The 22,407-nt window shown below is 72.5% G+C and carries 16 protein-coding genes and 2 tRNA genes; 9 read left to right on the top strand and 9 right to left on the bottom strand.

Annotation, left to right across the window (positions count from 1 at the left end):
- Window positions 1–191: 191 nt before the first annotated feature.
- The 5 genes from gyrB to ACFSBI_RS02920 all read left to right on the top strand — a co-directional run bounded on the left by gyrB (window position 192) and on the right by ACFSBI_RS02920 (window position 5,600).
- A complete protein-coding gene (gyrB, locus tag ACFSBI_RS02940; protein ID WP_377932150.1) occupies window positions 192–2,228 on the top strand; it encodes a DNA topoisomerase (ATP-hydrolyzing) subunit B in 2,037 nt (678 codons plus the stop codon).
- A 125-nt stretch (window positions 2,229–2,353) separates the two neighbouring features.
- On the top strand, window positions 2,354–4,861 hold the full coding sequence (gyrA, locus tag ACFSBI_RS02935; RefSeq protein WP_377931866.1) for a DNA gyrase subunit A: 2,508 nt from the start codon (window positions 2,354–2,356) through the stop codon (window positions 4,859–4,861).
- Window positions 4,806–5,270: a DUF3566 domain-containing protein gene (locus ACFSBI_RS02930; RefSeq protein WP_377931864.1), complete on the top strand. Its 465-nt coding sequence runs from the start codon at window positions 4,806–4,808 to the stop codon at window positions 5,268–5,270. The genes gyrA and ACFSBI_RS02930 overlap by 56 nt, the downstream gene beginning before the upstream one ends.
- Before the next feature lie 38 nt (window positions 5,271–5,308).
- Window positions 5,309–5,382: transfer RNA gene (locus ACFSBI_RS02925), tRNA-Ile, on the top strand.
- Window positions 5,383–5,527: 145 nt separating this feature from the next.
- Window positions 5,528–5,600: transfer RNA gene (locus tag ACFSBI_RS02920), tRNA-Ala, on the top strand.
- A 152-nt stretch (window positions 5,601–5,752) separates the two neighbouring features.
- Here ACFSBI_RS02920 and ACFSBI_RS02915 read toward each other — a convergent pair.
- Both ACFSBI_RS02915 and ACFSBI_RS02910 read right to left on the bottom strand, forming a co-directional pair.
- Complete coding sequence (locus ACFSBI_RS02915) at window positions 5,753–6,319, bottom strand: DUF6197 family protein (protein ID WP_377931862.1); 567 nt, start codon at window positions 6,317–6,319, stop codon at window positions 5,753–5,755.
- 189 nt (window positions 6,320–6,508) lie between these two features.
- Window positions 6,509–9,925: a bifunctional proline dehydrogenase/L-glutamate gamma-semialdehyde dehydrogenase gene (locus tag ACFSBI_RS02910; protein WP_377931860.1), complete on the bottom strand. Its 3,417-nt coding sequence runs from the start codon at window positions 9,923–9,925 to the stop codon at window positions 6,509–6,511.
- A gap of 87 nt (window positions 9,926–10,012) precedes the next feature.
- On the opposite strand from ACFSBI_RS02910, the gene ACFSBI_RS02905 reads away from it, so the two are divergent.
- Entirely contained in the window at window positions 10,013–10,894 is an 882-nt protein-coding gene (locus tag ACFSBI_RS02905; protein WP_377931858.1) for a LysR family transcriptional regulator, read from the top strand.
- A gap of 5 nt (window positions 10,895–10,899) precedes the next feature.
- Here the strand turns inward: ACFSBI_RS02905 and ACFSBI_RS02900 are convergent, their stop codons facing one another.
- Entirely contained in the window at window positions 10,900–11,577 is a 678-nt protein-coding gene (locus ACFSBI_RS02900) for a hypothetical protein (RefSeq protein WP_377931856.1), read from the bottom strand.
- A 185-nt stretch (window positions 11,578–11,762) separates the two neighbouring features.
- On the opposite strand from ACFSBI_RS02900, the gene ACFSBI_RS02895 reads away from it, so the two are divergent.
- Together ACFSBI_RS02895 and ACFSBI_RS02890 are read left to right on the top strand one after the other, a co-directional pair.
- The gene (locus ACFSBI_RS02895; RefSeq protein WP_377931854.1) at window positions 11,763–12,302 is read left to right on the top strand and encodes a peptidylprolyl isomerase; all 540 of its coding nucleotides are present in this window, start codon (window positions 11,763–11,765) and stop codon (window positions 12,300–12,302) included.
- Between the two features lie 4 nt (window positions 12,303–12,306).
- Complete coding sequence (locus ACFSBI_RS02890; RefSeq protein ID WP_377931852.1) at window positions 12,307–13,050, top strand: rhomboid family intramembrane serine protease; 744 nt, start codon at window positions 12,307–12,309, stop codon at window positions 13,048–13,050.
- Window positions 13,051–13,446: 396 nt separating this feature from the next.
- On the opposite strand, the gene ACFSBI_RS02885 is transcribed toward ACFSBI_RS02890, so the two are convergent.
- Window positions 13,447–13,698 carry a cell division protein CrgA gene (locus tag ACFSBI_RS02885; protein WP_377931851.1) on the bottom strand — a complete coding sequence of 84 codons (252 nt, stop codon included), beginning with the start codon at window positions 13,696–13,698 and terminating at the stop codon, window positions 13,447–13,449.
- A gap of 55 nt (window positions 13,699–13,753) precedes the next feature.
- Here ACFSBI_RS02885 and ACFSBI_RS02880 point away from each other — a divergent pair, with 55 nt between their 5' ends.
- Window positions 13,754–14,392 (top strand): aminodeoxychorismate/anthranilate synthase component II, encoded by a 639-nt coding sequence (locus ACFSBI_RS02880; RefSeq protein ID WP_377931849.1) that lies wholly within the window; start codon window positions 13,754–13,756, stop codon window positions 14,390–14,392.
- 21 nt (window positions 14,393–14,413) lie between these two features.
- Here ACFSBI_RS02880 and pknB read toward each other — a convergent pair whose 3' ends face one another.
- The 5 genes from pknB to ACFSBI_RS02855 form a co-directional block, all read right to left on the bottom strand.
- Complete coding sequence (pknB, locus tag ACFSBI_RS02875) at window positions 14,414–16,219, bottom strand: Stk1 family PASTA domain-containing Ser/Thr kinase (protein ID WP_377931847.1); 1,806 nt, start codon at window positions 16,217–16,219, stop codon at window positions 14,414–14,416.
- A 1-nt stretch (window position 16,220) separates the two neighbouring features.
- Window positions 16,221–18,062, bottom strand: coding sequence for a protein kinase domain-containing protein (locus tag ACFSBI_RS02870; protein WP_377931845.1), 1,842 nt, complete (start codon window positions 18,060–18,062; stop codon window positions 16,221–16,223).
- The gene (locus ACFSBI_RS02865) at window positions 18,059–19,510 is read right to left on the bottom strand and encodes a peptidoglycan D,D-transpeptidase FtsI family protein (protein WP_377931843.1); all 1,452 of its coding nucleotides are present in this window, start codon (window positions 19,508–19,510) and stop codon (window positions 18,059–18,061) included. The genes ACFSBI_RS02870 and ACFSBI_RS02865 overlap by 4 nt, the downstream gene beginning before the upstream one ends.
- 271 nt (window positions 19,511–19,781) lie before the next feature.
- Window positions 19,782–21,170 (bottom strand): FtsW/RodA/SpoVE family cell cycle protein, encoded by a 1,389-nt coding sequence (locus ACFSBI_RS02860; protein WP_377931841.1) that lies wholly within the window; start codon window positions 21,168–21,170, stop codon window positions 19,782–19,784.
- Entirely contained in the window at window positions 21,163–22,404 is a 1,242-nt protein-coding gene (locus ACFSBI_RS02855; RefSeq protein ID WP_377931839.1) for a PP2C family protein-serine/threonine phosphatase, read from the bottom strand. Before ACFSBI_RS02855 ends, ACFSBI_RS02860 begins: the two co-directional genes overlap by 8 nt.
- Window positions 22,405–22,407: the final 3 nt, after the last annotated feature.

Below are 22,407 nucleotides of genomic sequence, written 5' to 3'. Positions count from 1 at the left end.
ATCTGAACGCGGGCGGGGTCGCGCGATGGTGCCGCGCGTTTTCGCGGCCGAGAGCCCCGTTCCGCGCCTTCCGCCCTCGCGCGCGCGATAGAATAAGGACGCGCCGACGGGATGGAGCACGATCAGTGACGAGTGACGCGAACGGGACGACCGGCGACCAGGGCGAGCAGCCGGAGGCCCCCGACGCGGAGGTGCTCGGCACCGCGGACGGCGAGGCGCTCGCCCCGTCCACGCGGCCGGCGAACGGCGACGACTACGGCGCCGGGTCGATCCAGGTGCTCGAGGGCCTGGAGGCCGTGCGCAAGCGGCCCGGCATGTACATCGGGTCGACCGGGCCGCGCGGCCTGCACCACCTGGTCTACGAGATCGTCGACAACTCCGTCGACGAGGCGCTGGCCGGATACAACGACCGCATCGAGGTGACGATGCTCGCCGACGGCGGCGTGCGCGTCGTCGACCACGGCCGCGGCATCCCGGTCGACATCCACCCGGTGGAGGGCCGCTCGACCGTGGAGGTCGTGCTCACGGTGCTGCACGCCGGGGGCAAGTTCGGCGGCGGCGGGTACGCGGTCTCCGGCGGCTTGCACGGCGTCGGCAGCTCCGTCGTGAACGCGCTGTCCCACCGGCTCGACGTCGAGGTCCGCCGCCAGGGGCACGTCTGGCGCCAGCGGTTCACGGACGGCGTCCCCGACGCGCCCCTCTCGCAGGACGAGGCGGCGGACACCACCGGCACGACGATCACGTTCTGGCCGAACGCGCAGATCTTCGAGACGGTCGACTTCGACTACGAGACGCTCCGCACGCGCTTCCAGCAGACCGCGTTCCTGAACAAGGGGCTCACGATCGTGCTGACGGACGAGCGGACGACGGAGCCGGTCGACGGCGAGGTTCCGGACGAGGGCGGGGCCGCGGTCTCCGAGGTGCGCAGCGAGACGTTCCGCTACGACCGGGGGCTCGTCGACTACGTCGAGTACCTCAACCGCACGAGCGCGAAGAAGGCGGAGGCGGTCCACCCGAGCGTGATCGCCTTCGAGAGCGAGGACACCTCCCGCCACATCTCGCTCGAGGTCGCGATGCAGTGGACGACCGCCTACTCCGAGAGCGTCCACACGTTCGCGAACACGATCAACACGCACGAGGGCGGCACCCACGAGGAGGGCTTCCGCGCCGCGCTGACGGGGCTGATCAACCGATACGGACGGGAGAAGGGCTTCATCAAGGAGAAGGAGGAGAACCTGACGGGCGACGACGTCCGCGAGGGGCTCACCGCCGTCATCTCCATCAAGCTCGGCGAGCCGCAGTTCGAGGGGCAGACGAAGACGAAGCTCGGCAACACCGAGGCGAAGGCGTTCGTGCAGCGGGTCGTGACGAACGAGCTGACGCACTTCTTCGAGTCGAGCCCGAACCAGGCCCGCGACATCATCCGCAAGGCGCAGCAGGCGGCGACCGCGCGCATGGCGGCGCGGAAGGCGCGCGACGCGACCCGCAAGAGCGTGCTCGACCGGGCGTCGATGCCCGGCAAGCTGAAGGACTGCCAGACGAGGGACGCGACGAAGGCGGAGATCTTCCTCGTCGAGGGCGACTCGGCCGGCGGCTCCGCGAGCCGGGGCCGCAACCCGGAGACGCAGGCGATCCTGCCGCTGCGCGGCAAGATCCTGAACGTCGAGAAGGCGCGGCTCGACAAGGCGCTCGGCAACGCCGAGGTCCAGTCGATGATCACGGCCTTCGGGTGCGGCATCGGCGAGGACTTCGACCCGGCGAAGGCGCGGTACCACAAGATCGTGCTGATGGCCGATGCGGACGTCGACGGCCAGCACATCACGACCCTGCTGCTGACGCTCGTGTTCCGCTTCATGCGGCCGCTGATCGAGCTCGGCTACGTCTACCTCGCGCAGCCGCCGCTGTACCGCCTGAAGTGGAGCAACGCGCCGCACGAGTACGTGTTCAGCGACCGGGAGCGCGACGCGCTGCTGCTCGACGGGCAGGCCTCGGGCAAGCGCATCCCGAAGGACAACGGGGTGCAGCGGTACAAGGGCCTCGGCGAGATGGACTACACCGAGCTCTGGGACACGACCATGAACCCGGAGACGCGCACCCTGCGCCAGGTGACGCTCGAGGACGCCGCCGCCGCCGACCAGGTCTTCGCCACCCTCATGGGCGAGGACGTCGAGTCGCGCCGCAACTTCATCCTGCAGAACGCGAAGGACGTCCGCTTCCTCGACATCTAGTCCGCAGCGGCCCCTCGGTCTCGAGGCTCCGCTGCGCTCCGCACCTCGACCAGCGGGGGAGACCCGTCGGTCGAGGTGCGACGGAGGAGCCTCGAGACCCACCCCACGACAAGGACTGACTACTGATGGTTGACAACATCGAGCAGGTCGACCTGCAGCTCGAGATGCAGCGGTCGTACCTCGACTACGCGATGAGCGTGATCGTGGCGCGGGCGCTGCCCGAGGTGCGGGACGGGCTGAAGCCCGTGCACCGCCGCGTGATCTACGCGATGTACGACGGCGGGTACCGTCCCGACCGCGCGTTCAGCAAGTGCGCCCGCGTCGTCGGCGACGTGATGGGGCACTACCACCCGCACGGCGACACGGCGATCTACGACACCCTGGTCCGGCTCGTGCAGGACTGGAGCATGCGCTACCCGCTGGCGCTCGGCCAGGGCAACTTCGGCTCCCCCGGCAACGACCCCGCCGCGGCGCCCCGGTACACCGAGACGAAGATGGCGCCGCTGGCGATGGAGCTGGTGCGCGACATCGACGAGGAGACCGTCGACTTCCAGGACAACTACGACGGGCGCACCCAGGAGCCCGTCGTGCTGCCGGCGCGATTCCCGAACCTGCTGGTCAACGGCTCCGCCGGCATCGCCGTCGGCATGGCGACGAACATCCCGCCGCACAACCTGCGCGAGGTCGCCGCCGCCTGCCAGTGGGCGCTCGAGCACCCGGACGCGAACCGCGAGGAGCTGCTCGCCGGGCTGATGCAGCACATCACCGGCCCCGACTTCCCGACCGGCGCGACGATCCTCGGCACCCGCGGCATCCAGGACACCTACCGCACCGGCCGCGGCTCGATCACGATGCGCGGCGTCGTGAACGTCGAGGAGATCCAGGGCCGAACCGCCCTCGTGATCACCGAGCTGCCCTACCAGGTGAACCCCGACAACCTCGCCGCGAAGATCGCGACGATGGTCAAGGAGGGGCGGATGTCCGGCATCGCCGACATCCAGGACCACTCCTCGGGCCGCACCGGGCAGCGCCTCGTCATCATCCTGAAGCGCGACGCCGTCGCCAAGGTCGTGCTGAACAACCTGTACAAGCACACCGAGGTGCAGACGAACTTCGGTGCGAACATGCTCGCGCTCGTCGACGGGGTGCCGCGCACCCTCGCGCTCGACGGCTTCGTCTCGGCCTGGATCGAGCACCAGATCGAGGTCATCCAGCGCCGCACCCGCTACCGCCTGCGCAAGGCGGAGGAGGACGCGCACATCCTGCGCGGCTACCTGAAGGCGCTCGACGCCCTCGACGAGGTCATCGCGCTGATCCGCCGCTCCCCCACCACGGAGGACGCCCGCAACGGCCTGATCGAGCTGCTCGAGGTGGACGAGGTGCAGGCCACCGCGATCCTCAACCTGCAGCTGCGGCGCCTCGCGGCCCTCGAGCGGCAGAAGATCATCGACCAGGCGGCCGAGCTCGAGCGGCAGATCGCCGACCTGAAGGACATCCTCGCGAACGAGAGCCGGCAGCGCCGGATCGTGTCGGAGGAGCTGCAGGAGATCACCGACCGATTCGGCGACGACCGCCGCACGCGCATCCTCCCCGGCTACGACGGCGAGATGAGCGTCGAGGACCTGATCCCCGAGGAGGAGGTCGTCGTCACGGTCACCCGCGGCGGCTACATCAAGCGGACCCGCAGCGACCAGTACCGGTCGCAGCGCCGCGGCGGCCGCGGGGTGCGTGGCGCGCAGCTGCGCGCCGACGACGTGGTCGAGCACCTCTTCGTCACCTCCACGCACCACTGGCTGCTCGTCTTCACGAACCTCGGCCGCGTCTACCGCACCAAGGCCTACGAGATCGCGGACGCCGGGCGGGACGCCAAGGGGCAGCACATCGCGAACCTGCTGGCGATGCAGCCGGACGAGCGGGTGGCGCAGATCCTCGACATCCCCGACTACGCCGCCGCCCCCTACCTGGTGCTCGCCACCCGGGGCGGGCTCGTCAAGAAGACCGCCCTGACCGAGTACGACACCAACCGCTCCGGCGGCGTGATCGCGATCAACCTGCGCGAGGGCGACGAGCTGATCCAGGCGCTGCTGGTGGACGAGTCGAGCCAGCTGCTGCTCGTCTCCCGTCAGGGCATGAGCCTCAAGTTCACGGCGTCCGACGAGAGCCTGCGCCCGATGGGGCGCAGCACGGCCGGCGTGATCGGGATGCACTTCCGCGGCGACGACCAGCTGCTCGCGGCCCGCGTGGTCAGCGACGAGGGCTTCGTCTTCGTCGTCACGGAGGGCGGCTACGCGAAGCGCACGAGCGTCGACCAGTACCGCCTCCAGCAGCGCGGTGGGCTCGGCATCAAGGTCGCGAAGCTCGAGGAGCGCCGCGGCGAGCTCGCCGGCGCGCTGATCGTCGGCGACGGCGACGAGGTGCTCGTCGTGCTCGAGACGGGTAAGGTCGTGCGCTCCGCTGTCTCCGAGGTTCCGGCGAAGGGCCGCGACACGATGGGCGTGGTCTTCGCTCGGTTCGCCGAGAGTGACAGAATCATCGCCATCGCCCGGAACAGCGAAACGACAGTGGAGGCGCGAGCAGATGAGCTCGGTGAGGACACCCAGCCGCCCGTCGGAACCGACCTCGCAGGAGAGTAGCGGTACCAGCGTGGCGGACAAGCTGACGGCGAAGCCGACGAACCCGAACAAGGTCAAGCAGGTCCGGCTCAAGCTGGTCTACATCGACTTCTGGTCCGCGGTGAAGTTCAGCTTCCTGATCGCGGCCGCGGTCGGCGTGATCATCGTCGTCGCCGTGCTGCTGATCTGGACCGTGCTCGAGTCCACCGGCATCTTCGGATCCGTGACGACCCTGCTGCGCGACGTCTCCGGCTCCAACAGCCTCAGCGTGAACAGCATCATCTCGTTCGCGCAGGTGATGGGCTTCACGGTGGTCATCGCCGCGCTGCAGGTCGTGGTCGGCACGGTGCTCGGCGCGATCGCCTGCCTGCTGTACAACCTGTCGGTCAAGGTGACCGGCGGCATCCTGGTCGGCTTCACCAACCAGTAGCGGCTGGTAGGCTTCTCGACGGCCTTTCGGGGCCACACGGGGCTATAGCTCAGGCGGTTAGAGCGCTTCGCTGATAACGAAGAGGTCCCAGGTTCAAGTCCTGGTAGCCCCACTCTGTTGATGGTCTTGGACGCGCCGCTCGTCCAAGCCTGTGTCACTTCCTCGGCCCTGAGCGGGCCTCGGGTACGCGATCTCGTCGGCGCCGGTCGGCCTTCGGCCTCCGACCGCGCTCGCGCGGCTAGACTCCTCGCCTGTCCGGGGGCATAGCTCAGTTGGTAGAGCACCTGCTTTGCAAGCAGGGGGTCAGGGGTTCGAGTCCCCTTGTCTCCACCGCCGGTCACCGCATCGTTGATCGCCGCACCACCGCTGGTCGAGGTGCGAGCGCAGCGAGCCTCGAGACCACCCGGCTCGCGGGCGCGGGTGGTCTCGAGGCTCCTTCGTCGCACCTCGACCAGCGGTCTTGCTGCTGGCCGCTCGCCGGCTCAGGCGCGCGCGAGATCGGCGCGCAGCGCGGCCGAGGCGCGGTCCATCGAGGCGCGGCTCGCCTGCACGAGCGCGAGCACGTCGGACTGACGCCGGTCGGAGGCGTCGTTCCAGCGGACCAGGTCGTAGGCGCGGGCCGCGGTGACCCCTGGGGCGGTCGCCCAGTCCGCCGCGGCGCTGCCGCCGTGCAGCACGTTCCAGAGGGCGCCGATCGCCCGCTGCGCGTCGGGACCGGTGATCGAGCCGGGCATCGCCTCCACCGCGATCGCGGCGACGAGGCAGACCGCCTCGCTGCGCACGCCCTGATCCGCGTGGAGGGTGCCGACGTGGTGCCGGAGCACTCCGTCGTCGCGCGTCACGAACCAGGCGTCCTGCGTCCACCCCGCCTCGAGCCGCGTCTCGGCGCGCGCCAGAAGGCGCGAGACCGCGTCCAGCCGCGCCAGCTTGGCGCCGACCCGGTCGACGCGCTGCAGCCGCCGGCGTTCGGCGAGGCGCTGCCGCCAGCCGAGGCGGGCCGGGGCAGCCGCCGGGCTGCTCGTCGGGGTCGTGGTGGTGTCGAGGAGCATGGGCCGCCGCCCTTCGTCGAGGGGAACCGAATGCAGCGATTGTGCTCACGGACCTGGGACCCGACTGGCAGTGCGGGGGCGCGATGACGGGCAGCACCGGTCACGCGGTGGTCGCACCCCAACGCGGTGGGTGCACCCACCGCGTGACGGTGCAACCACCGCGCGACGAGGCTCGGGCGGCGCGGACCCCTAGAGCAGGGCGTCGGTGAGGTGGTTCGGGGTCCCGAAGCGATGCGCGGTGATGCTGATCGACTGCTCGCGGAGGAACGGCAGCAGCTCCAGCCGGCCCGCGGCGGTGACCGGCGCGTCCCACACCGCGAGGTCCGGGTCGCCGCCCGCCTCGCGGAGCAGCGCGGCCGCGGTGACCCCGACCGCGCGAACGCGCCCGGTGAGCGCGGAGCCCGGCTCCACGGTCGCGGCGACGCCCGCCTCGCGCAGCGCCGCCGCGAGGTCCCGCGGCAGCGGTGCGGCGCTCGACGCCCGGACCATCGCACCGGAGCGCACGCCGGCGGCCACGATCCGGAGGACGTCCGCGGGCGCTGCGACGGCGCCGACGCGGATCGTCACCGGCACGGTGCGGTAGCGCAGCAGGTTCCGCTCCACCTCGAGGTCGGCGAGCTCGACGACGGCGCCGAACCGCTCCTCCCAGACCGCCTGGTCGCGCATCGCGCCGTCGGACACGAAGGCGCGGGCCGCGTCGCCGAAGGCGCCTGCGGCGCGGACGACCCGGGCGACCGCGCCGTCGAGCCGCGCGGTCGGCGGCTCCGTCGCATCGGCCCGCTGCCACGACCCGAGGCCCATCAGGTAGTTCGGACCGCCCGCCTTCGAGCCCGGGCCGACGGAGGAGCGCTTCCAGCCGCCGAAGGGCTGCCGGCCGACGATCGCCCCCGTCGTGCCGCGGTTGACGTAGAGGTTGCCGGCGTCGACCCGGTCGGCCCAGGCGCCGATCTCCTCCGGCTCGAGGGACTGCAGCCCGGCGGTGAGGCCGAAGGAGACCTCGTTCTGCACGGCGATCGCCTCGTCGAGGGTGTCGACGGTCATCAGCCCGAGGACCGGGCCGAAGTACTCGGTCAGGTGGTACGCGGAGCCGCGCCGGACCCCGGAGCGCACGCCGGGCGTCCACAGGCGGCCCTCCTCGTCGAGCCGCTTCGGCCGGAGCAGCCAGCGCTCGCCCTCGCCGAGCGTCGTGAGGCCCTCGAGCAGCTTGCCGTCGGCGGGCTCGATCAGCGGGCCCATCCGCGTCGTCGGGTCCCACGGCATGCCGACCTCGAGCGACGACACCGCGTCGACCAGCTGGCCGAGGAACCGCTTCGAGGTCGCGACGGAGCCGACCAGGATGGCGAGGGACGCCGCGCTGCACTTCTGGCCCGCATGGCCGAACGCGCTCTGCACGAGGTCCTTGACCGCGAGGTCGAGGTCGGCCGACGGGGTCACGACCATCGCGTTCTTGCCGCTCGTCTCGGCGAGCACCGGCAGGTCGGCGCGGAAGTCGCGGAAGAGGCGCGCCGTCTCCCACGCCCCGGTGAGGATCACGCGGTCGATCCGCGGGTCGGCGACGAGCGCGCCGCCCAGGTCCTGCTCGTCGACCTGCACGAGGTTCAGGACGTCACGGGGGACGCCCGCCCGCCAGAGCACCTCGGCGAGGACGGCGCCGCAGCGGCTCGCCGGGCCCGCCGGCTTCAGCACCACCGCGCTGCCCGCCGCGAGGGCGGCCAGCACGCCGCCGGCCGGGATCGCGACCGGGAAGTTCCAGGGCGGGGTGACGAGCGTCAGGGCCGCGGGGACGAAGCGGGCGCCGTCGACCTGCTCCAGCTCCTCGGCGTGGTGGGCGTAGTACCGCGCGAAGTCGACCGCCTCGCTGACCTCCGGGTCCGCCTGGTCGACGGTCTTCGCCGCCTCGGACACCATCACCTCGATCAGCTCCTCGCGGGCCGCTGCGAGGGCGTCACCCGCACGCTGCAGCACGGCCGCGCGCTCGGCCGCGGGGCGGGCGCCCCACGCGGCACCCGCCGCCCGGGCGTCGTCCAGCAGGCGGTCGAGCACCGCGCGGTCGGTGACGGTGTGCTCGGCGAGCGTGTCGTCGCCGAGCGTCGAGGACGCGGCCCGGCCGAGCAGCCGGGTGACGGCCTCGCGGTGCTCGCGCACCGCCGGGTCGGTGTCGATCGCGTTCGCGAACGGGTCGCCCGAGGCCCACGGCCGGTCGACCCGCGGGACGCGGTGCGGCGGCGGCACCGCGGTGTCGAGCACGCGGAGCGAGGCGGTGTAGCGCTCCCGCTCCCGCTCGAACAGGGCCTCGTCCGCCGCCAGGTCGAAGACGCTCGACATGAAGTTGTCCGCGCTGGCGCCCTCCTCGAGGCGCCGCACCAGGTAGGCGATCGCGACGTCGAACTCGCGCGGGTGCACCACCGGGGTGTAGACGAGCAGCCCGCCGACCTCGCGGCGCACGGCCTCGGCCTGGCCCGTCGCCATGCCGAGCAGCATCTCGAACTCGACGCCGTCCTCGACGCCGCGGTCCTGCGCGAGCAGCCACGCGTCCGCGACGTCGAAGAGGTTGTGACCGGCGATGCCCAGCTGGACCGCGTCGATCCGCTCGGGCGTCAGCGCCCAGTCGAGCACGCGCTTGTACTGGGTGTCGCTCTCGACCTTCTCGTGCCAGGTGGCGAGCGGCCAGTCGTGGATCGCGGCCTCGACGCGCTCCATCGGCAGGTTCGCCCCCTTGACCAGGCGCACCTTGATGCCGGCGCCCCCGCGGGCGCGCCGCGCGGCCGACCAGGCCTGGAGGCCCTGCATGGCGGCCAGCGCGTCGGGCAGGTAGGCCTGCAGCACGATGCCGCCGCGGTAGTCGAGGAAGGCGGGCTCGTCGAGGATCCGCTGGAAGACCGCGACGGTCAGGTCCAGGTCCTTGTACTCCTCCATGTCCAGGTTGATGAAGGTGCCGCTGCGGCGGGCGGCGACGTAGAGCGGTCGCAGCCGCTCCACCACGTCGTCGACGGAGGCGTCGAACGCCCAGGTGGCGTGGGGCGCGACCGCGGCGGACACCTTGATCGACACGTAGTCGACGTCGGGCCGCTGGATGAGCGCGAGGGTGCCGGCCAGCCGCCGGTCCGCCTCCTTCTTGCCGAGGACCGCCTCGCCGAGCAGGTTCAGGTTCAGCCGGACGCCCCGTGCCTTGATGCGGGCGATCGACGCGCCGAGCCGGCGCGGCGTCGCGTCGATGACGAGGTGGTCGACCATGCGGCGGAGCGCGTACCGCGCGGCGGGCACGACGATCCACGGCAGCAGCGGCGCGGCGAGGCCCCCGAGGCGCACGGCCAGCCGCAGCGGCAGCGGCAGGAAGCGGGGGACGTCGGGCGCGATCGCGTGCAGGCGGTGCGCGGCGGCGCGGAGGTCGTCCGGCCGGACCACGCCGTCGACGAAGCCCACCGTGAACGCGAGGCCCTTCGGATCGCGCAGCACGCCCGCGAGCCGGGCCGCCGCCGGGTCGGCGGGGGAGCCGGCCGCCTCGGTCAGCCAGCGTCGGACCAGACGCTCCGTCCGCGCCACGCGCTCACGGACCTCGTCCTTCTGCAGCGCCGCGACGACCGGTCGCTCCGCGATCCCACTCATCCCGTCATCATCGGTCGACGGAACCGTCAGCAACAGCGATGATTCACGACGAGTACCGTTCAGTCCTGCTGACCGGTGAGGAGCACCGTGTACGACGTCAAGCGCCTGCGGCTGCTGCGCGAGCTGGCCGACCGCGGCACGCTCGCCGAGGTCGCCGCAGCGCTCCACTACAGCCCGTCCGCGGTGTCGCAGCAGCTCGCGCTGCTCGAGCGCGAGGTCGGCGTCCCGCTGCTGAGCCCTGCCGGCCGCGGCGTCGCGCTCACCCCGGACGGCGCGCTGCTCGCGGAGCGCGCGGGCGAGGTGCTCCGGGTGCTCGAGCGCGCGGAGACGGAGATCGCGGCCCGCGCCGAGACGACCACCGGTGCGGTCCGGCTCGCCGTGTTCCAGTCCGCCGCGCTGGCGCTGCTGCCCGACACCCTGACCCGCATGGCCCGCGACCATCCGGGCGTGCGGGTGGAGGCGGTGCAGCACGAACCGGAGTCCGCGCTGCGGCGCACGGCGGCGCGCGACTTCGACCTGGTCGTGGCCGAGCAGTACCCGGGGCACGCGACGATGCGTCACGATGGGCTCGACCGCCGGCCGCTGGTGCGGGACCGGCTCCGGCTCGCCGTGCCGACCGGCGCCGAGGTCGCGGCCATCGAGGACGTGGCGGAGCTGCCGTGGGTGATGGAGCCGCGGGGCGCCGCGTCGCGGCACTGGGCCGAGCAGCGGTGCCGCGAAGCCGGGTTCGAACCGGACGTCCGCGTCGAGTCCGCCGATCTCGAGGTGCACGTCCGGCTCGTGGAGTCGGGGAACGCGGTCGCGATCCTGCCGGACCTGGTCTGGACCGACCGGCCGACGAGGGCACGGCTGGTCCTCCTGCCGGGCGACCCGCACCGGGAGGTGTTCACCGCCGCCCGGGCCGCCGGCGCCGACCGCCCGGCGGTGCGCGCGGTGCGCAGCACGCTGGAGGCGGTCGCCGCCGGCTGAAGCCGCTACGCGGTCGGGGCGTCGCCCGAGGGCGTGATCTCCGGGTCCTCGTCGGCCACCCACAGGTCGTCGTCCGCGCGCAGCGTCTGCCAGATCGCGTAGCCGATCACGGCCACGAGGCCGATGCCGAGCACGATGCCGATGGTGCCGCCGGTGCCGATCCCGCTCGAGCGACCGGTGGCCTTGGCGATGCGCTTCTGCCCGTGCTTCGCGGCGTGCTGCCCGGCCTTCGAGGCCGCCTTGAGCTTCGCCTTCGCCTTCGCCTGCGAGCGGAGGCCGGATCGGCGCGCCTTCTTCAGGGTCTTCTGCGCGTCGTGCGCGCTCTCGGCGGCCGAGGCGCTCCCGGCGCCGAGGCGCTTGCCGCCCTCCTCCGCCAGCGCGAGCGCTGCGGCCAGCGCGCTCGTCGCCGCGGGCACGACCGTGCCGCGCACCGCGTCCCGCGTGGTCGAGCCGACGTAGCGGCCCGCGGCCGAACCGGCCTTGCCGGCGGCCTTCGCGCCGACGCGTCCCTTCGTCACGGACGGCTTCAGCTGGTCGTCGTAGAAGGACGTGGCGAGGCGCTGGGCGTGGGGTACCGCGTCCCGCGCGACGCCGTTCGCCCGGTTGAGCAGCGCCTGCTGGTCGCTCCAGAGGCGCTGCGCGTCCTTCTTGAGCCGCTTCACCTGCTTCTTGGTCGAGGCCATCGCTTCTTCCGCCCTTCGGCAATCGTTCGCGGTCACCGCCCCTGCATGGGTCGCGGCGCGTCCCCAGCATCCTTCCATCGAGCGCGCTGCGCGCACCCTGGGAGTTCGGGCGGGAAGCCGTGAGGGAGCCGCCCGAGCGCTGGAGGACCGGCGGAAGGGTCGGCGCCCCCTGACACACTGGAGGCATGCCGGACACCACCGCCACCGCCGTGCTCCACACCACGCAGGGGGACATCACCGTCAACCTCTACGGGCTGCACGCGCCGAAGACCGTGAAGAACTTCATCGGGCTCGCCACCGGCGAGCAGCAGTGGAAGGACCCGCGCAGCGGGCAGACCCAGGACGGACCCCTGTACAAGGACGTCGTCTTCCACCGCATCATCCCGAACTTCATGATCCAGGGCGGCGACCCGCTCGGCACCGGCACCGGCGGCCCCGGGTACGAGTTCGACGACGAGATCTCGCCGGACCTCGACTTCACGAAGCCGTACATGCTCGCCATGGCCAACGCGGGCAAGCGGTTCGGCAAGGGCACGAACGGATCGCAGTTCTTCATCACGACCGCGCCGACGACGTGGCTGCAGGGCGCGCACACGATCTTCGGCGAGGTCGCCGACGACGCCAGCCGTGCGGTGGTCGACAGGCTGGGCAGCGTGCAGACCGACCGGGGCGACCGCCCGGTCGAGCAGCAGGTGCTGTCGTCCGTCGACGTGACCACCACCTGAGCCGATGAGCGACGTCCGCACCGAGCTGCGCCGCGTCTGGCGGCGCTCGGCGCGGTACCGTCCGGCCACGGCGACCGGCTGGATCATCGCCCTCACCGTCGCGGCCTACCTCGTGCAGCTGGCGACGGGCGGGGCCCTCCAGCGCGCGTGGCAGTACGCGCCGGTGTACTCGCTGCCGGCGACCGGGGCGCCGTTCGAGCCGTGGCGGATGCTCACCGCCGCGCTGCTGCACCAGCCGATCACGCCGCCCGGCAGCCTGATCGGCATCGTGCACATCGGGTTCAACATGTACGCCCTCTACCTCTTCGGGCGGCCGCTCGAGGGCGTCCTCGGGCGGGCGCGGATGGTCGCCGTCTACGTGCTCGGCGCGCTCGGCGGCTCGTTGACGGTGCTCGCCGCCGCGTTCATCCCGATCGCCGGCGTGCAGACGGGGGTCACGACGCCGGTGATCGGCGCCTCCGGCGCCGTCTTCGCGGTGCTCGGCGCGGTCGCGGTCGTGCAGCGGCGCCTCGGCGTGGACGTGCGGGCGCTCGTCGTCATCATCGGCATCAACCTCGCGCTCGGCTTCGTGCTGACCGGGATCGCGTGGCAGGCGCACGTCGGCGGCCTGCTGGTCGGCGCGCTGGTCGGCGGCGTGCTGATCGCCAACCGCGGGCCGCGCCGGGCCGTCCGCGCCCGCCTGGCGGTCGGGGCGATCGCCGCCGTGCTCGTGGTGCTCGCTCTCGTGCCGGCCGTGCTCGTCCGCTGATCCTCCCCAACCCGTCCACCGGGTTCTCCACAGGTCTGTCCACCATGTGGAGAATGACAGGGCTGTCGTTCGGCCCCAGTGCGGGGACGGGACGGCGCGTCCTCCACAGGCGACTCCACGGTGTGGAGGACGGACGGGGTGCGGGTCGGGTCGCCTCCCCGTTCCTCCCGGTCCCTGCTCGCCGCTTCACGCTGCCGCTGGGGAGCACCGACAGCAGGAAGCACGAGCATCAGGACGGCGCTCGCCGTCGACGTTCAGCAGGAACGAGGAGCTTCAGCAGGAAGGGAAGGGCCCTCGGTTCCTGCTGGTGCTCGCCGTTCCTGCTGACGCGCTCGGGCCTTCCTGCTGACGCGCGGCGCGGGCCCGGCGGGGTGAGGGGGCGGCGGCCTCAGCGGGTCAGCGCCACCAGAGGGTCATCAGGAAGCCGACGAAGGCGATGCCGAACCCGATGAGGATGTTCCAGCTCTCCTCGCCCCGCGGCAGCGGCAGCGGGTACTGCCCGTTGGAGATGTAGAAGACGAGGATCCAGACCAGCCCGAGCAGCATGAAGCCGAACATGATCGGCTTGAACCAGACGGCGTTCGGGCCGGCCTCGCCGCCCTCGGGCCGTGACGCGCGGCGGGAGGCGGAGGGACGGACTCGAGCCATGCCCTCCAGCGTACCCGGCGCGCCCCCTCCGGGCCCGGCTCCGTAGGATCGTGCGATGGTCCGGGTGCTCGTCATCGACAACTACGACAGCTTCGTCTACACGCTGAACGGGTACCTGCAGCAGCTCGGCGCGGAGACCGAGGTCGTCCGCAACGACACGATCCCCGTGGAGGAGCTGGCGGAGCGGATCCGGCAGTACGACGGCGTGCTCGTCTCCCCCGGCCCCGGCAAGCCCGCCGACGCGGGCGTCTCGGTGCCCGTGGTGCACGCCGCGGTCGAGACGGGCGTGCCGCTGCTCGGGGTGTGCCTCGGCCACCAGGCGATCGCCGAGGCGTTCGGCGGCGTGGTGACGAACGCCGAGGAGCTGATGCACGGCAAGACCTCGTCGGTCCTGCACGACGACAGCACGATCTTCTCCGGGGTGCCGGACCGGTTCCAGGCGACGCGGTACCACTCCCTCGCCGTCGTGGACGGCACCGTGCCGGCGGAGCTCGCCGTGACGGCCCGGACGGAGGGCGGCGTGATCATGGCGCTGCAGCACCGCGACGCGAAGGTCTACGGCGTGCAGTTCCACCCGGAGTCGGTGCTGACCGAGGGCGGCCACCGGATGCTGGCCAACTGGCTCGCCGAGCTGGGCGACCCCGGCGCGGTCGCGCGCGCCGAGGGCCTGACCCCCGGGGTCACCGCCCGCTGACCCGTCCCGCCCGGGCCGGGATCAGCCGGCGGGCGGCGGGGTGGCCGCGTCCGTGGGTACGGGAGCGGTCGGGGTGGGTGTCGGTGCCGCGGGGCACGCCTGCAGCGTGACCGTCGAGCCCTGCGCGACCGGGCCGGCCTTCGTCACCTGGTAGTACACGGTGCCGGGCTGGTCGCACGGCACCTCCGCCGGCACGACGTCGGCCCTGAGGCCGAGCGAGCCCACGGTCGAGGTCGCCTGGTCGACCGGCTGCCCGGTCAGGTCCGGCAGCTGCACCTGCCCGTCGGACACGACGAGGTCGATGGTCGAGCCGCGGTCGAGCGACGCCCCGGGCATGACCTCCGCGCCGTCCTCGGACTTCGCCGCGATGACCACGCCCTGCGCCACGTCCTGGGAGTGCTGCGTCGTCGAGCTGCCGTAGTCGAGCCCGGCCCTGCGGATCGCGGCGACCGCGTCCGACTCCGACCGGCCGACGAGGGTCGGCACGGCGGACTGCGCGGTGCCGGTGGACACCACGAGCCGCACCGACTCGCCCTTGCGCAGCACGACGCCGGATCCGGGCGAGGTGCGGATCACGTTCCCGCTCTGCACCGTCGAGGAGTTCTCGCGCACCACGACCGGGTTCAGCTGCAGGCCGCGGAGCGCCGACTGCGCGGTGGCGGCGGTGGCACCGGTCAACGCGGGGACGGTGCGGTCGTCCGCCCCGAAGTTGCCGGTCGCGATCGAGGTCACCCAGAGCCCGACCGCCACGACCACCGCGACGACGAACAGCACGCCGGCCCAGATCAGCCCGGCGGGCGGCCGCGACGACGTGGTGGCGGGGCCGGGGTCGTCGAAGGCGAGCCGGCGCTCGACCTGCTCGGCGCTCGCCTCGCCGCCGAACAGGTCCCGCTGCAGCTCGACCGTGGGGAGCCGGGCAATCGGCGCTCTGCCCGCGACCACGGCGTCGACGTCCGCCCGGAAGTCCTGGGCGGACTGGTAGCGCCGCACCCGGTCCTTCTCCATCGCGCGCAGCACGACGGCGTCGACCTGGTCGTTCAGCGCGGGGTTCAGTCGGCTCGGCGCCTCCGGGCGCTCGGAGACGTGCTGGTAGGCGACCGCGATCGGGCTGTCACCCTTGAACGGCACCCGGCCGGTCAGCATCTCGAAGAGCACCACGCCGGTGGAGTACAGGTCGCTGCGGGGGTCGACCGTCTCGCCCTTCGCCTGCTCCGGGGAGAAGTACGAGGCTGTGCCGAGGATGACGGTCGTCTGCGCGACGGTCGCGGACGAGTCGCTGATCGCCCGGGCGATCCCGAAGTCCATGACCTTGATCTGGCCGGAGCGCGTCACCATCACGTTGCCGGGCTTGATGTCGCGGTGCACGACGCCCGCCGCGTGCGAGTACTCGAGGGCCGTCAGGATGCCGCCGACGATGTGGCCGGCCTCCGCGGGCGTCATCGGGCCCTCGGCGATCAGGTCCTTCAGCAGCCTGCCGTCGACGTACTCCATGACGATGAAGGGCAGCTGCGCCTCGCCGCCGCCCGACTCGAGCACCGTCTCCTCGCCCGCGTCGAAGCCGCGGACGATGGTCGGGTGCGTCATGCGGCTCGCCGCCTGCGCCTCCTGCCGGAACCGCATCCGGAACGTCGGGTCGTTCGCGAGCGACGACTTCAGCAGCTTGATCGCGACCCGCCGGCCGAGCCGCGTGTCGGTGCCCATGTGGACCTCGGCCATGCCCCCGCGGCCGATCAGCTGCTCGACCCGGTACCGGCCGGCGAGCAGGCGCTCCCCGCCCGTGAGGGCGAGCATCGGCCCGGTCACGGCCGCGGCGCGGTCGTCGGACACGTCAGCCGCCGGGGGTCTCGGTCGGGGCCGGGCTGGACGCCGGCGCGGACGGCTGCTGCTGCGTGGGCTGCTGGCTCGGCTGCTGCTGCTGCTGCTGGGGCTGCTCCACCGTGACCCGGCCGGCGGGCGAGCTCGGCGTGCTCTTCGCGCCGCAGTTCGCCTGGTAGCGCACCGAGATGCGCCCCGGCGCGTCGGCGGCCGTGACGGTCGTGGATCGGGCACCGGCGTCGAGCGGGATCTGGGTCGACTGCGCGCCGGACAGGATGACCGTCCAGCCGCTGAGCGGCCCGGGTCCGCCGTTCGGGCACGTGTAGCTCGGCCAGGAGACGGTGAACTGCTGGCCGGGCTGCACCGTCGAGGGGGATACGGAGGGCGCCGTGCCGGGCGCGTCCAGCGTGGCGACCGGCGCGTAGTAGCGGATCTTCACGGTGGTGTCGGTGCGGACGTTCCCGTTCGGCTCGACGCTGTAGACCTGCCCGGCCTGGTCCGCGGACCCCGCGGCCTCCCCGGCCTGCGAGTCGAGGTTCGTGAAGCCGAGGTCCTTCAGCGACTGCTCGACGTCCGCGTGGTCCTGCCCCGTGTAGGCGGACTCGTCGATCGCCTGCGTGCTCGGGCCCGCGCTCGACGGCGCGCTCGACGCCGGCTGCGAGCCGGCCGAGGGGGTGCCGCTCGCCGCGGGGGACCCGCCCCCGCGCGTGAGCAGGAAGACGATGAGCACGATCGCGAGCAGCACGATGAGGGCGATCAGCGGGATCGTCCACGGGCTGCGGCGGCGCCGCTGCGGGTCGTCGGGGCCGTCGCCGGTGCCGTAGGGGCCGGTGGGCGGCGCGGGCTGCTGCGCCTGCGGGTAGGCGGTCGTCGCGCCGGTCGCCGCGCCCGCCGGCACACCGAGCAGCGCGGTGTCGAACCCGGGCTCCTGCGAGGGCATGACGGTGGTCGGCTGCGCCTCGGCGCTCATCGCCATGGTCGGCGCCGCCGTGCCGGCGGGCAGGACGGCCGGGACCGCGGAGGCCGCGGCGAGGACGTCGCCGCGGCGCAGCGCCTGGGCGGCCCGGGCGAGCAGCGCGGACGTCGCCGGCCGGTCCGACGGCGCCTTGGCGATGCACGCGAAGACGAGGCGGCGGATCGGCTCGGGGATCGACGTCGGCAGGTCCGGCGGGGCGTCGTTGATCTGCGCCATCGCGATCGCGACCTGCGACTCGCCCGTGAAGGGGCGGTGGCCCGCCAGGCACTCGTAGGCGACGATCCCGAGCGAGTAGACGTCCGTCGCGGGGGAGGCGGGCTGGCCGCTCGCCTGCTCCGGCGACAGGTACTGCACGGTGCCCATCACCTGGCCCGTCGCCGTGAGCGGCACCTGGTCGGTGATGCGCGCGATGCCGAAGTCGGTGATCTTCACCCGGCCGTCCGGGGTGACGAGCAGGTTGCCCGGCTTGATGTCCCGGTGCACGAGGCCCGCGGCGTGCGCGGCGTGCAGCGCGAGCGCGGTCTGCGCCACGACGTCGAGCACCCGGTCCGGCGGCAGCGTGTGCTGGCGCTCGAGGATCGAGGACAGCGGCTCGCCGGGCACCAGCTCCATGACGAGGAACGCGGAGCCGTCCTCCTCGCCGTAGTCGTAGACGTTCGCGATGCCCTCGTGGTTCACGAGCGCCGCGTGCCGGGCCTCGGCGCGGAACCGCTCGAGGAACCCGGGGTCGCCGAGGTACTCGTCCTTCAGGATCTTGATCGCGACGGGGCGCCCGATGACGAGGTCGGTGGCTTCCCACACCTCGCCCATCCCGCCCACGGCGATGCGCGAGGAGAGCTCGTAGCGCCCCCCGAAGGTGAGGCCGGAGGTCGGTCTCATCGTTTCAGCACCGCCTCCATCACCTGGCGGCCGATCGGAGCGGCGACCAGGTTGCCGAACCCCGACTGACCGAGCCCCCCACCGTTCTCGACGACCACCGCGACCGCCACCTGCGGGTCCGAGACGGGAGCGAATCCCGTGAACCAGAGCGTGTACGGATCGTTCGTCCCGTTCTGCGCCGTGCCGGTCTTGCCCGCCACCTCGACCCCCTCGATTCTTGCATTGGTGGCCGCGCCGGAGTCCACCGACGCCTTCATCATCGCCGTCACCTGCTCGGCCGTCTTCTCGCTGACCGGCGTCCCGAGCTGCTCCGGCGAGAACTGCGACGAGGGCGCGAGCGAGGGCGACAGGACCTTCTGCACGAGGTTCGGCTTCATCAGCCGCCCCCGGTTCGCGATCGCCGCCGACACCATCGCGATCTGCAGCGGCGTCGCCCTGTCGTCGTACTGCCCGAACGCGGTCTGCGCCGTCTGCGCCGGGTCGAGCGGCGCGGGCGGGTAGACCGAGGGGGTCACCTTCAGCGGGATGGACAGCTGCTGGCCGAAGCCGAACTTCTCCGCCTGCGTGCGCAGCGCGTCGTCGCCGAGCGCGATGCCGAGCTGCGCGAACGGGATGTTGCAGGAGAGCTTGAGCGCCGTGAAGATCGAGGCCTTCGGGCCCGTGCCGCACGCCTCGCCGACCGCGTTCTGGATGACGGTGGACGTGCCCGGCAGCGTGTACGAGCGCGGGCTCGGGAACATGCTGTCCGGCTTGTAGCGGCCGGTCTCGAGGGCCGTCGAGGCGCTGACGATCTTGAACGTCGACCCGGGCGGGTTCAGGCTGTCGATGGCGCGGTTGATCAGGGGCTTGCCGGCCTGGTCCTTCAGCCGCTCGTACGCCTTGACGCCGTCGGCGTGGTCCGCGATCGCGTTCGGGTCGAACGACGGCTTGGACACCATGGCGAGCACCGCGCCCGTGCGCGGGTCCAGCGCGACGACCGCGCCGCGCTGGTCCCCGAGGGCGTCGTAGGCGGCCTTCTGCACGGCAGCGTCGATCGTCAGCTGCACGGAGGCGCCACGGGGCTTCGCGCCGGTCAGGATGTTCTGGAAGCGATCGAGCAGACGGTCGGAGGCCGTGCCGGCGAGCTGCGAGTTCAGGGCGCCCTCGATGCCGGTGGGCGAGCCGATCGGGTTGTAGTAGCCCGTGACCGCGGCGTAGAGGCGCCCCTCCTTGTAGTCGCGGTCGAACTGGAACGAGTCGTCCGAGCGCGGCGACGTCACGATCGCGGTGCCGTCGGACACGAGGATCTGCCCGCGCTGGATCGAGTACTGGTCCGCACGCGCGCGCTGGTTGCGCGCGTCGGCCTCGAGGTTCTGCGACTGGAACACCTGGATCACGCTGGACGCGACGAACAGCGCGGTGAACATGACCAGCACGAGCGCGGAGATCCGCTTCAACTCTCTGTTCATGGTTTCCTCGCAGATCGGCCCGCTCGGCGACCCCTTCGGGGTCCCCTCGCGATCCGATGGGCAGGCTCGTCGCTCCGCTCCTCGCGCCCGCGAGGTTCGGCGCCATGAGGCGCCGGTCGGCCTTCGGCCTCCGGAGCGGGTTCGAGGCTTCGAGCGATGCTCGCGGCGCCGGTCGAGCCGCGCCCGACGAGCGTGCCGACACCGCCCCACGGGCACTCGAGGGGATCGACGGCTCGCGGGATCCGCGTGCTGACCACAGTTCCGCCACTCATCAGATGACTACCCTCGGGCCGCTGCGGATGGTGTCGCTGATGCGCAGCAGCAGGGCCGCGATCATCCAGTTCGCGATGAGCGACGAGCCGCCCGCCGCGAGGAAGGGGGTCGTGAGGCCCGTGTTCGGGATGACCCGCATCACGCCGCCGATGACGATGAAGCACTGCAGCGCGATGACGAAGGCGAGGCCGACCGCGAGCAGCTTGCCGAAGTCGTCCGGGCCGGAGTAGCCGATGCGGAAGCCGCGGGAGATGAACAGCAGGTACAGGCAGAGGATCGCGAAGACCCCGACGAGGCCCAGCTCCTCCCCCAGCGACGCGACGATGAAGTCGCTGTTCGCCGCCGGGGTGATGTCCGGCCGGCCCTGCCCGAGCCCGGTGCCGAACAGGCCGCCGTGGGCGAGGCCGAAGATGCCGTTGGCCACCTGGAAGCTGCCGCCGACCTGGTAGTAGAGGTCGCCCTGGAACGCGTCGAGCCAGTTGGTCACGCGGCCCTGCACGTAGCTGAGCACCCGTGTCGCCGCGTAGGCGCCGACGGCGGCGAGCAGCAGGCCGAGCACGATCCAGCTGGTGCGGCCGGTCGCGACGTAGAGCATCGCCACGAACATGCCGAAGAGCAGCAGGCCCGTGCCGAGGTCGTGCTCGAAGACGATGACGCCGAGTGCGAGCACCCAGACCACGAGGATCGGGCCGAGGTCGCGGCCGCGCGGCAGCTGCACGAACAGCACCTTGCGGCCGACCATCGCGAGCGAGTCGCGGCGGGCGACGAGGAAGCCGGCGAAGAAGACGGCGAGCGTGATCTTCGCGATCTCGCCGGGCTGGAAGTTGAGCGGCCCCACGCTGACCCAGACGTTCGCCGCCGCGTTCCTGAGGCGCAGCCCCGGCACGAGCGGCAGGATCAGCAGCACGATCGACACCAGCATCGCGATGTAGGTGTAGCGCTGCAGCATCCGGTGGTTGCGGACGAGGAACAGCACGAGGATCGCCGCACCGATGCCGAGCGCGGTCCAGAGGATCTGCTTCGTGCCGTCGTCCCAGCCCTCGCGCACGCCGGTCGGGCTGATGTCGATGCGGTAGATCTCCGCGATCCCGATGCCGTTCAGGGCGGTCGCGATCGGGAGGATGAAGGGGTCGGCGTCGCGCGCGATGAAGCGCAGCACGACGTGCAGCGCGAGCACGAGCACCGCGAGGCCGGCCCCGAGCGTCGCGATGTGCCCGTCGACGTGGCCGAGCGCGCCGAGCTGCACGAGCACGATCGCGCTGCCCGCGACCGCGAGGGCGAGCAGCAGCAGCCCGAGCTCCGTGTTCCGCAGCCGCTGCGACGAGCGCTGCACCGCCGTCGGCGCGGGGGAGCGCTGCAGCGTCGTGGTCGCCTGCGCGTCAGCCACGGGAGTCCTGCCTCGCGTCGTCGACGATCCGCCTCGCGTCCTGCAGCGAGTCGGCGGGGATCGTGTCGTCCAGGCGGCCGGCCGCGTAGGGCGACAGCGCGCCTCGGCTGATGCCGGTGGGGACGACGACGTGGCTGAGCGGGATCGGCCCGAGCGACGCGTGCACCCCCTGGTAGATCGCGACCCGGTCGCCGTCGAAGCCGACGTAGTACTGGGTCTGCGTGTAGCGGTAGCCGACGACCGCGCCGACGACGACGCCGACGAGCACGAGGGCCACGACCGCGAGCCAGGTGATGCGGCGCCGCCAGACGCGTCGACGGTCCTCGCGGATCAGGGCGTCGAGGTAGTCCTCGCTGTCCGGGTGGAAGCGCTCCGGCGCCGCCGTGCGCATGGGGTGCAGCAGGACGGCGGGCAGGCGGTTGTGCTGGCGGCCGGGCGTCGCGAGCTCGGGGTCCGGGTCGTTCGCCGCGGCCCCGACCAGCTGGGGCCCCTCGGACGTGCCGCCGGAGCGGTCGATGTCGACGACGATCACGGTCACGTTGTCGGGGGCGCCGTGCTCGAGCGCGGCGCCGACCAGGGCGCCGGCGGCGCGACGGGCGTCCTCCGCGCCGTTCAGGACGGCGTGGATCTCCTCCTCCGGCACGTAGCTGGAGAGACCGTCGGAGCAGAGGATCCAGCGGTCGCCGGGCAGCGTCGCGATCACGGAGGTGTCGATCTCCGGCGCGTGGTCGACGTCGCCGAGCACCCGCATCAGCACGCTGCGGCGCGGGTGCACCGCCGCCTCCTCCGGCGTGATCCGGCCCGTCTCGACGAGCCGCTGCACGAAGGTGTGGTCGTTCGTGATCTGCGACAGCTCGCCGCCGCGCTGCAGGTAGATGCGCGAGTCGCCGATGTGCGCCGTCGCGACGACGTCGCCGACGCGGATCAGCGCGCTCGCGGTCGTGCCCATCCCCATCAGCTCGCTGCGCTCGAGCACGGCGCGGCCCAGCTCGCGGTTCGCGTCGACCATGGCGGACTGCAGCGCGAACTCCGCCTCCTGGGGCGTCGCGAAGTCGAGCCGGTCGGTCTGCGCGATGCGCCGCGTGGCGATCGACGAGGCGACGTCGCCGCCCGCGTGGCCGCCCATGCCGTCGGCGACGAGGAAGAGGTTCGTGCCGGCGTAGCCGGAGTCCTGGTTGTTCGACCGCACCCGCCCCACGTGGCTGACGGCGGCGCCGACGGTGGCGGTCCTCACGCG

Source organism: Amnibacterium endophyticum, from assembly GCF_042680685.1.
GTDB lineage: Bacteria > Actinomycetota > Actinomycetes > Actinomycetales > Microbacteriaceae > Amnibacterium > Amnibacterium endophyticum.
This window is presented reverse-complemented; position numbering and strand designations above follow the sequence as displayed.

What these genes read in the sequence shown, in the direction of transcription:
- gyrA (WP_377931866.1), top strand. Translation starts at nt 2,354, where the DNA reads ATGGTTGACAACATCGAGCAGGTCGACCTGCAGCTCGAGATGCAGCGG.
- ACFSBI_RS02930 (WP_377931864.1), top strand. Translation starts at nt 4,806, where the DNA reads ATGAGCTCGGTGAGGACACCCAGCCGCCCGTCGGAACCGACCTCGCAG.
- ACFSBI_RS02915 (WP_377931862.1), bottom strand. Translation starts at nt 6,319, where the DNA reads ATGCTCCTCGACACCACCACGACCCCGACGAGCAGCCCGGCGGCTGCC.
- ACFSBI_RS02910 (WP_377931860.1), bottom strand. Translation starts at nt 9,925, where the DNA reads ATGAGTGGGATCGCGGAGCGACCGGTCGTCGCGGCGCTGCAGAAGGAC.
- ACFSBI_RS02900 (WP_377931856.1), bottom strand. Translation starts at nt 11,577, where the DNA reads ATGGCCTCGACCAAGAAGCAGGTGAAGCGGCTCAAGAAGGACGCGCAG.
- ACFSBI_RS02895 (WP_377931854.1), top strand. Translation starts at nt 11,763, where the DNA reads ATGCCGGACACCACCGCCACCGCCGTGCTCCACACCACGCAGGGGGAC.
- ACFSBI_RS02890 (WP_377931852.1), top strand. Translation starts at nt 12,307, where the DNA reads ATGAGCGACGTCCGCACCGAGCTGCGCCGCGTCTGGCGGCGCTCGGCG.
- ACFSBI_RS02885 (WP_377931851.1), bottom strand. Translation starts at nt 13,698, where the DNA reads ATGGCTCGAGTCCGTCCCTCCGCCTCCCGCCGCGCGTCACGGCCCGAG.
- ACFSBI_RS02880 (WP_377931849.1), top strand. Translation starts at nt 13,754, where the DNA reads ATGGTCCGGGTGCTCGTCATCGACAACTACGACAGCTTCGTCTACACG.
- ACFSBI_RS02870 (WP_377931845.1), bottom strand. Translation starts at nt 18,062, where the DNA reads ATGAGACCGACCTCCGGCCTCACCTTCGGGGGGCGCTACGAGCTCTCC.
- ACFSBI_RS02865 (WP_377931843.1), bottom strand. Translation starts at nt 19,510, where the DNA reads ATGAACAGAGAGTTGAAGCGGATCTCCGCGCTCGTGCTGGTCATGTTC.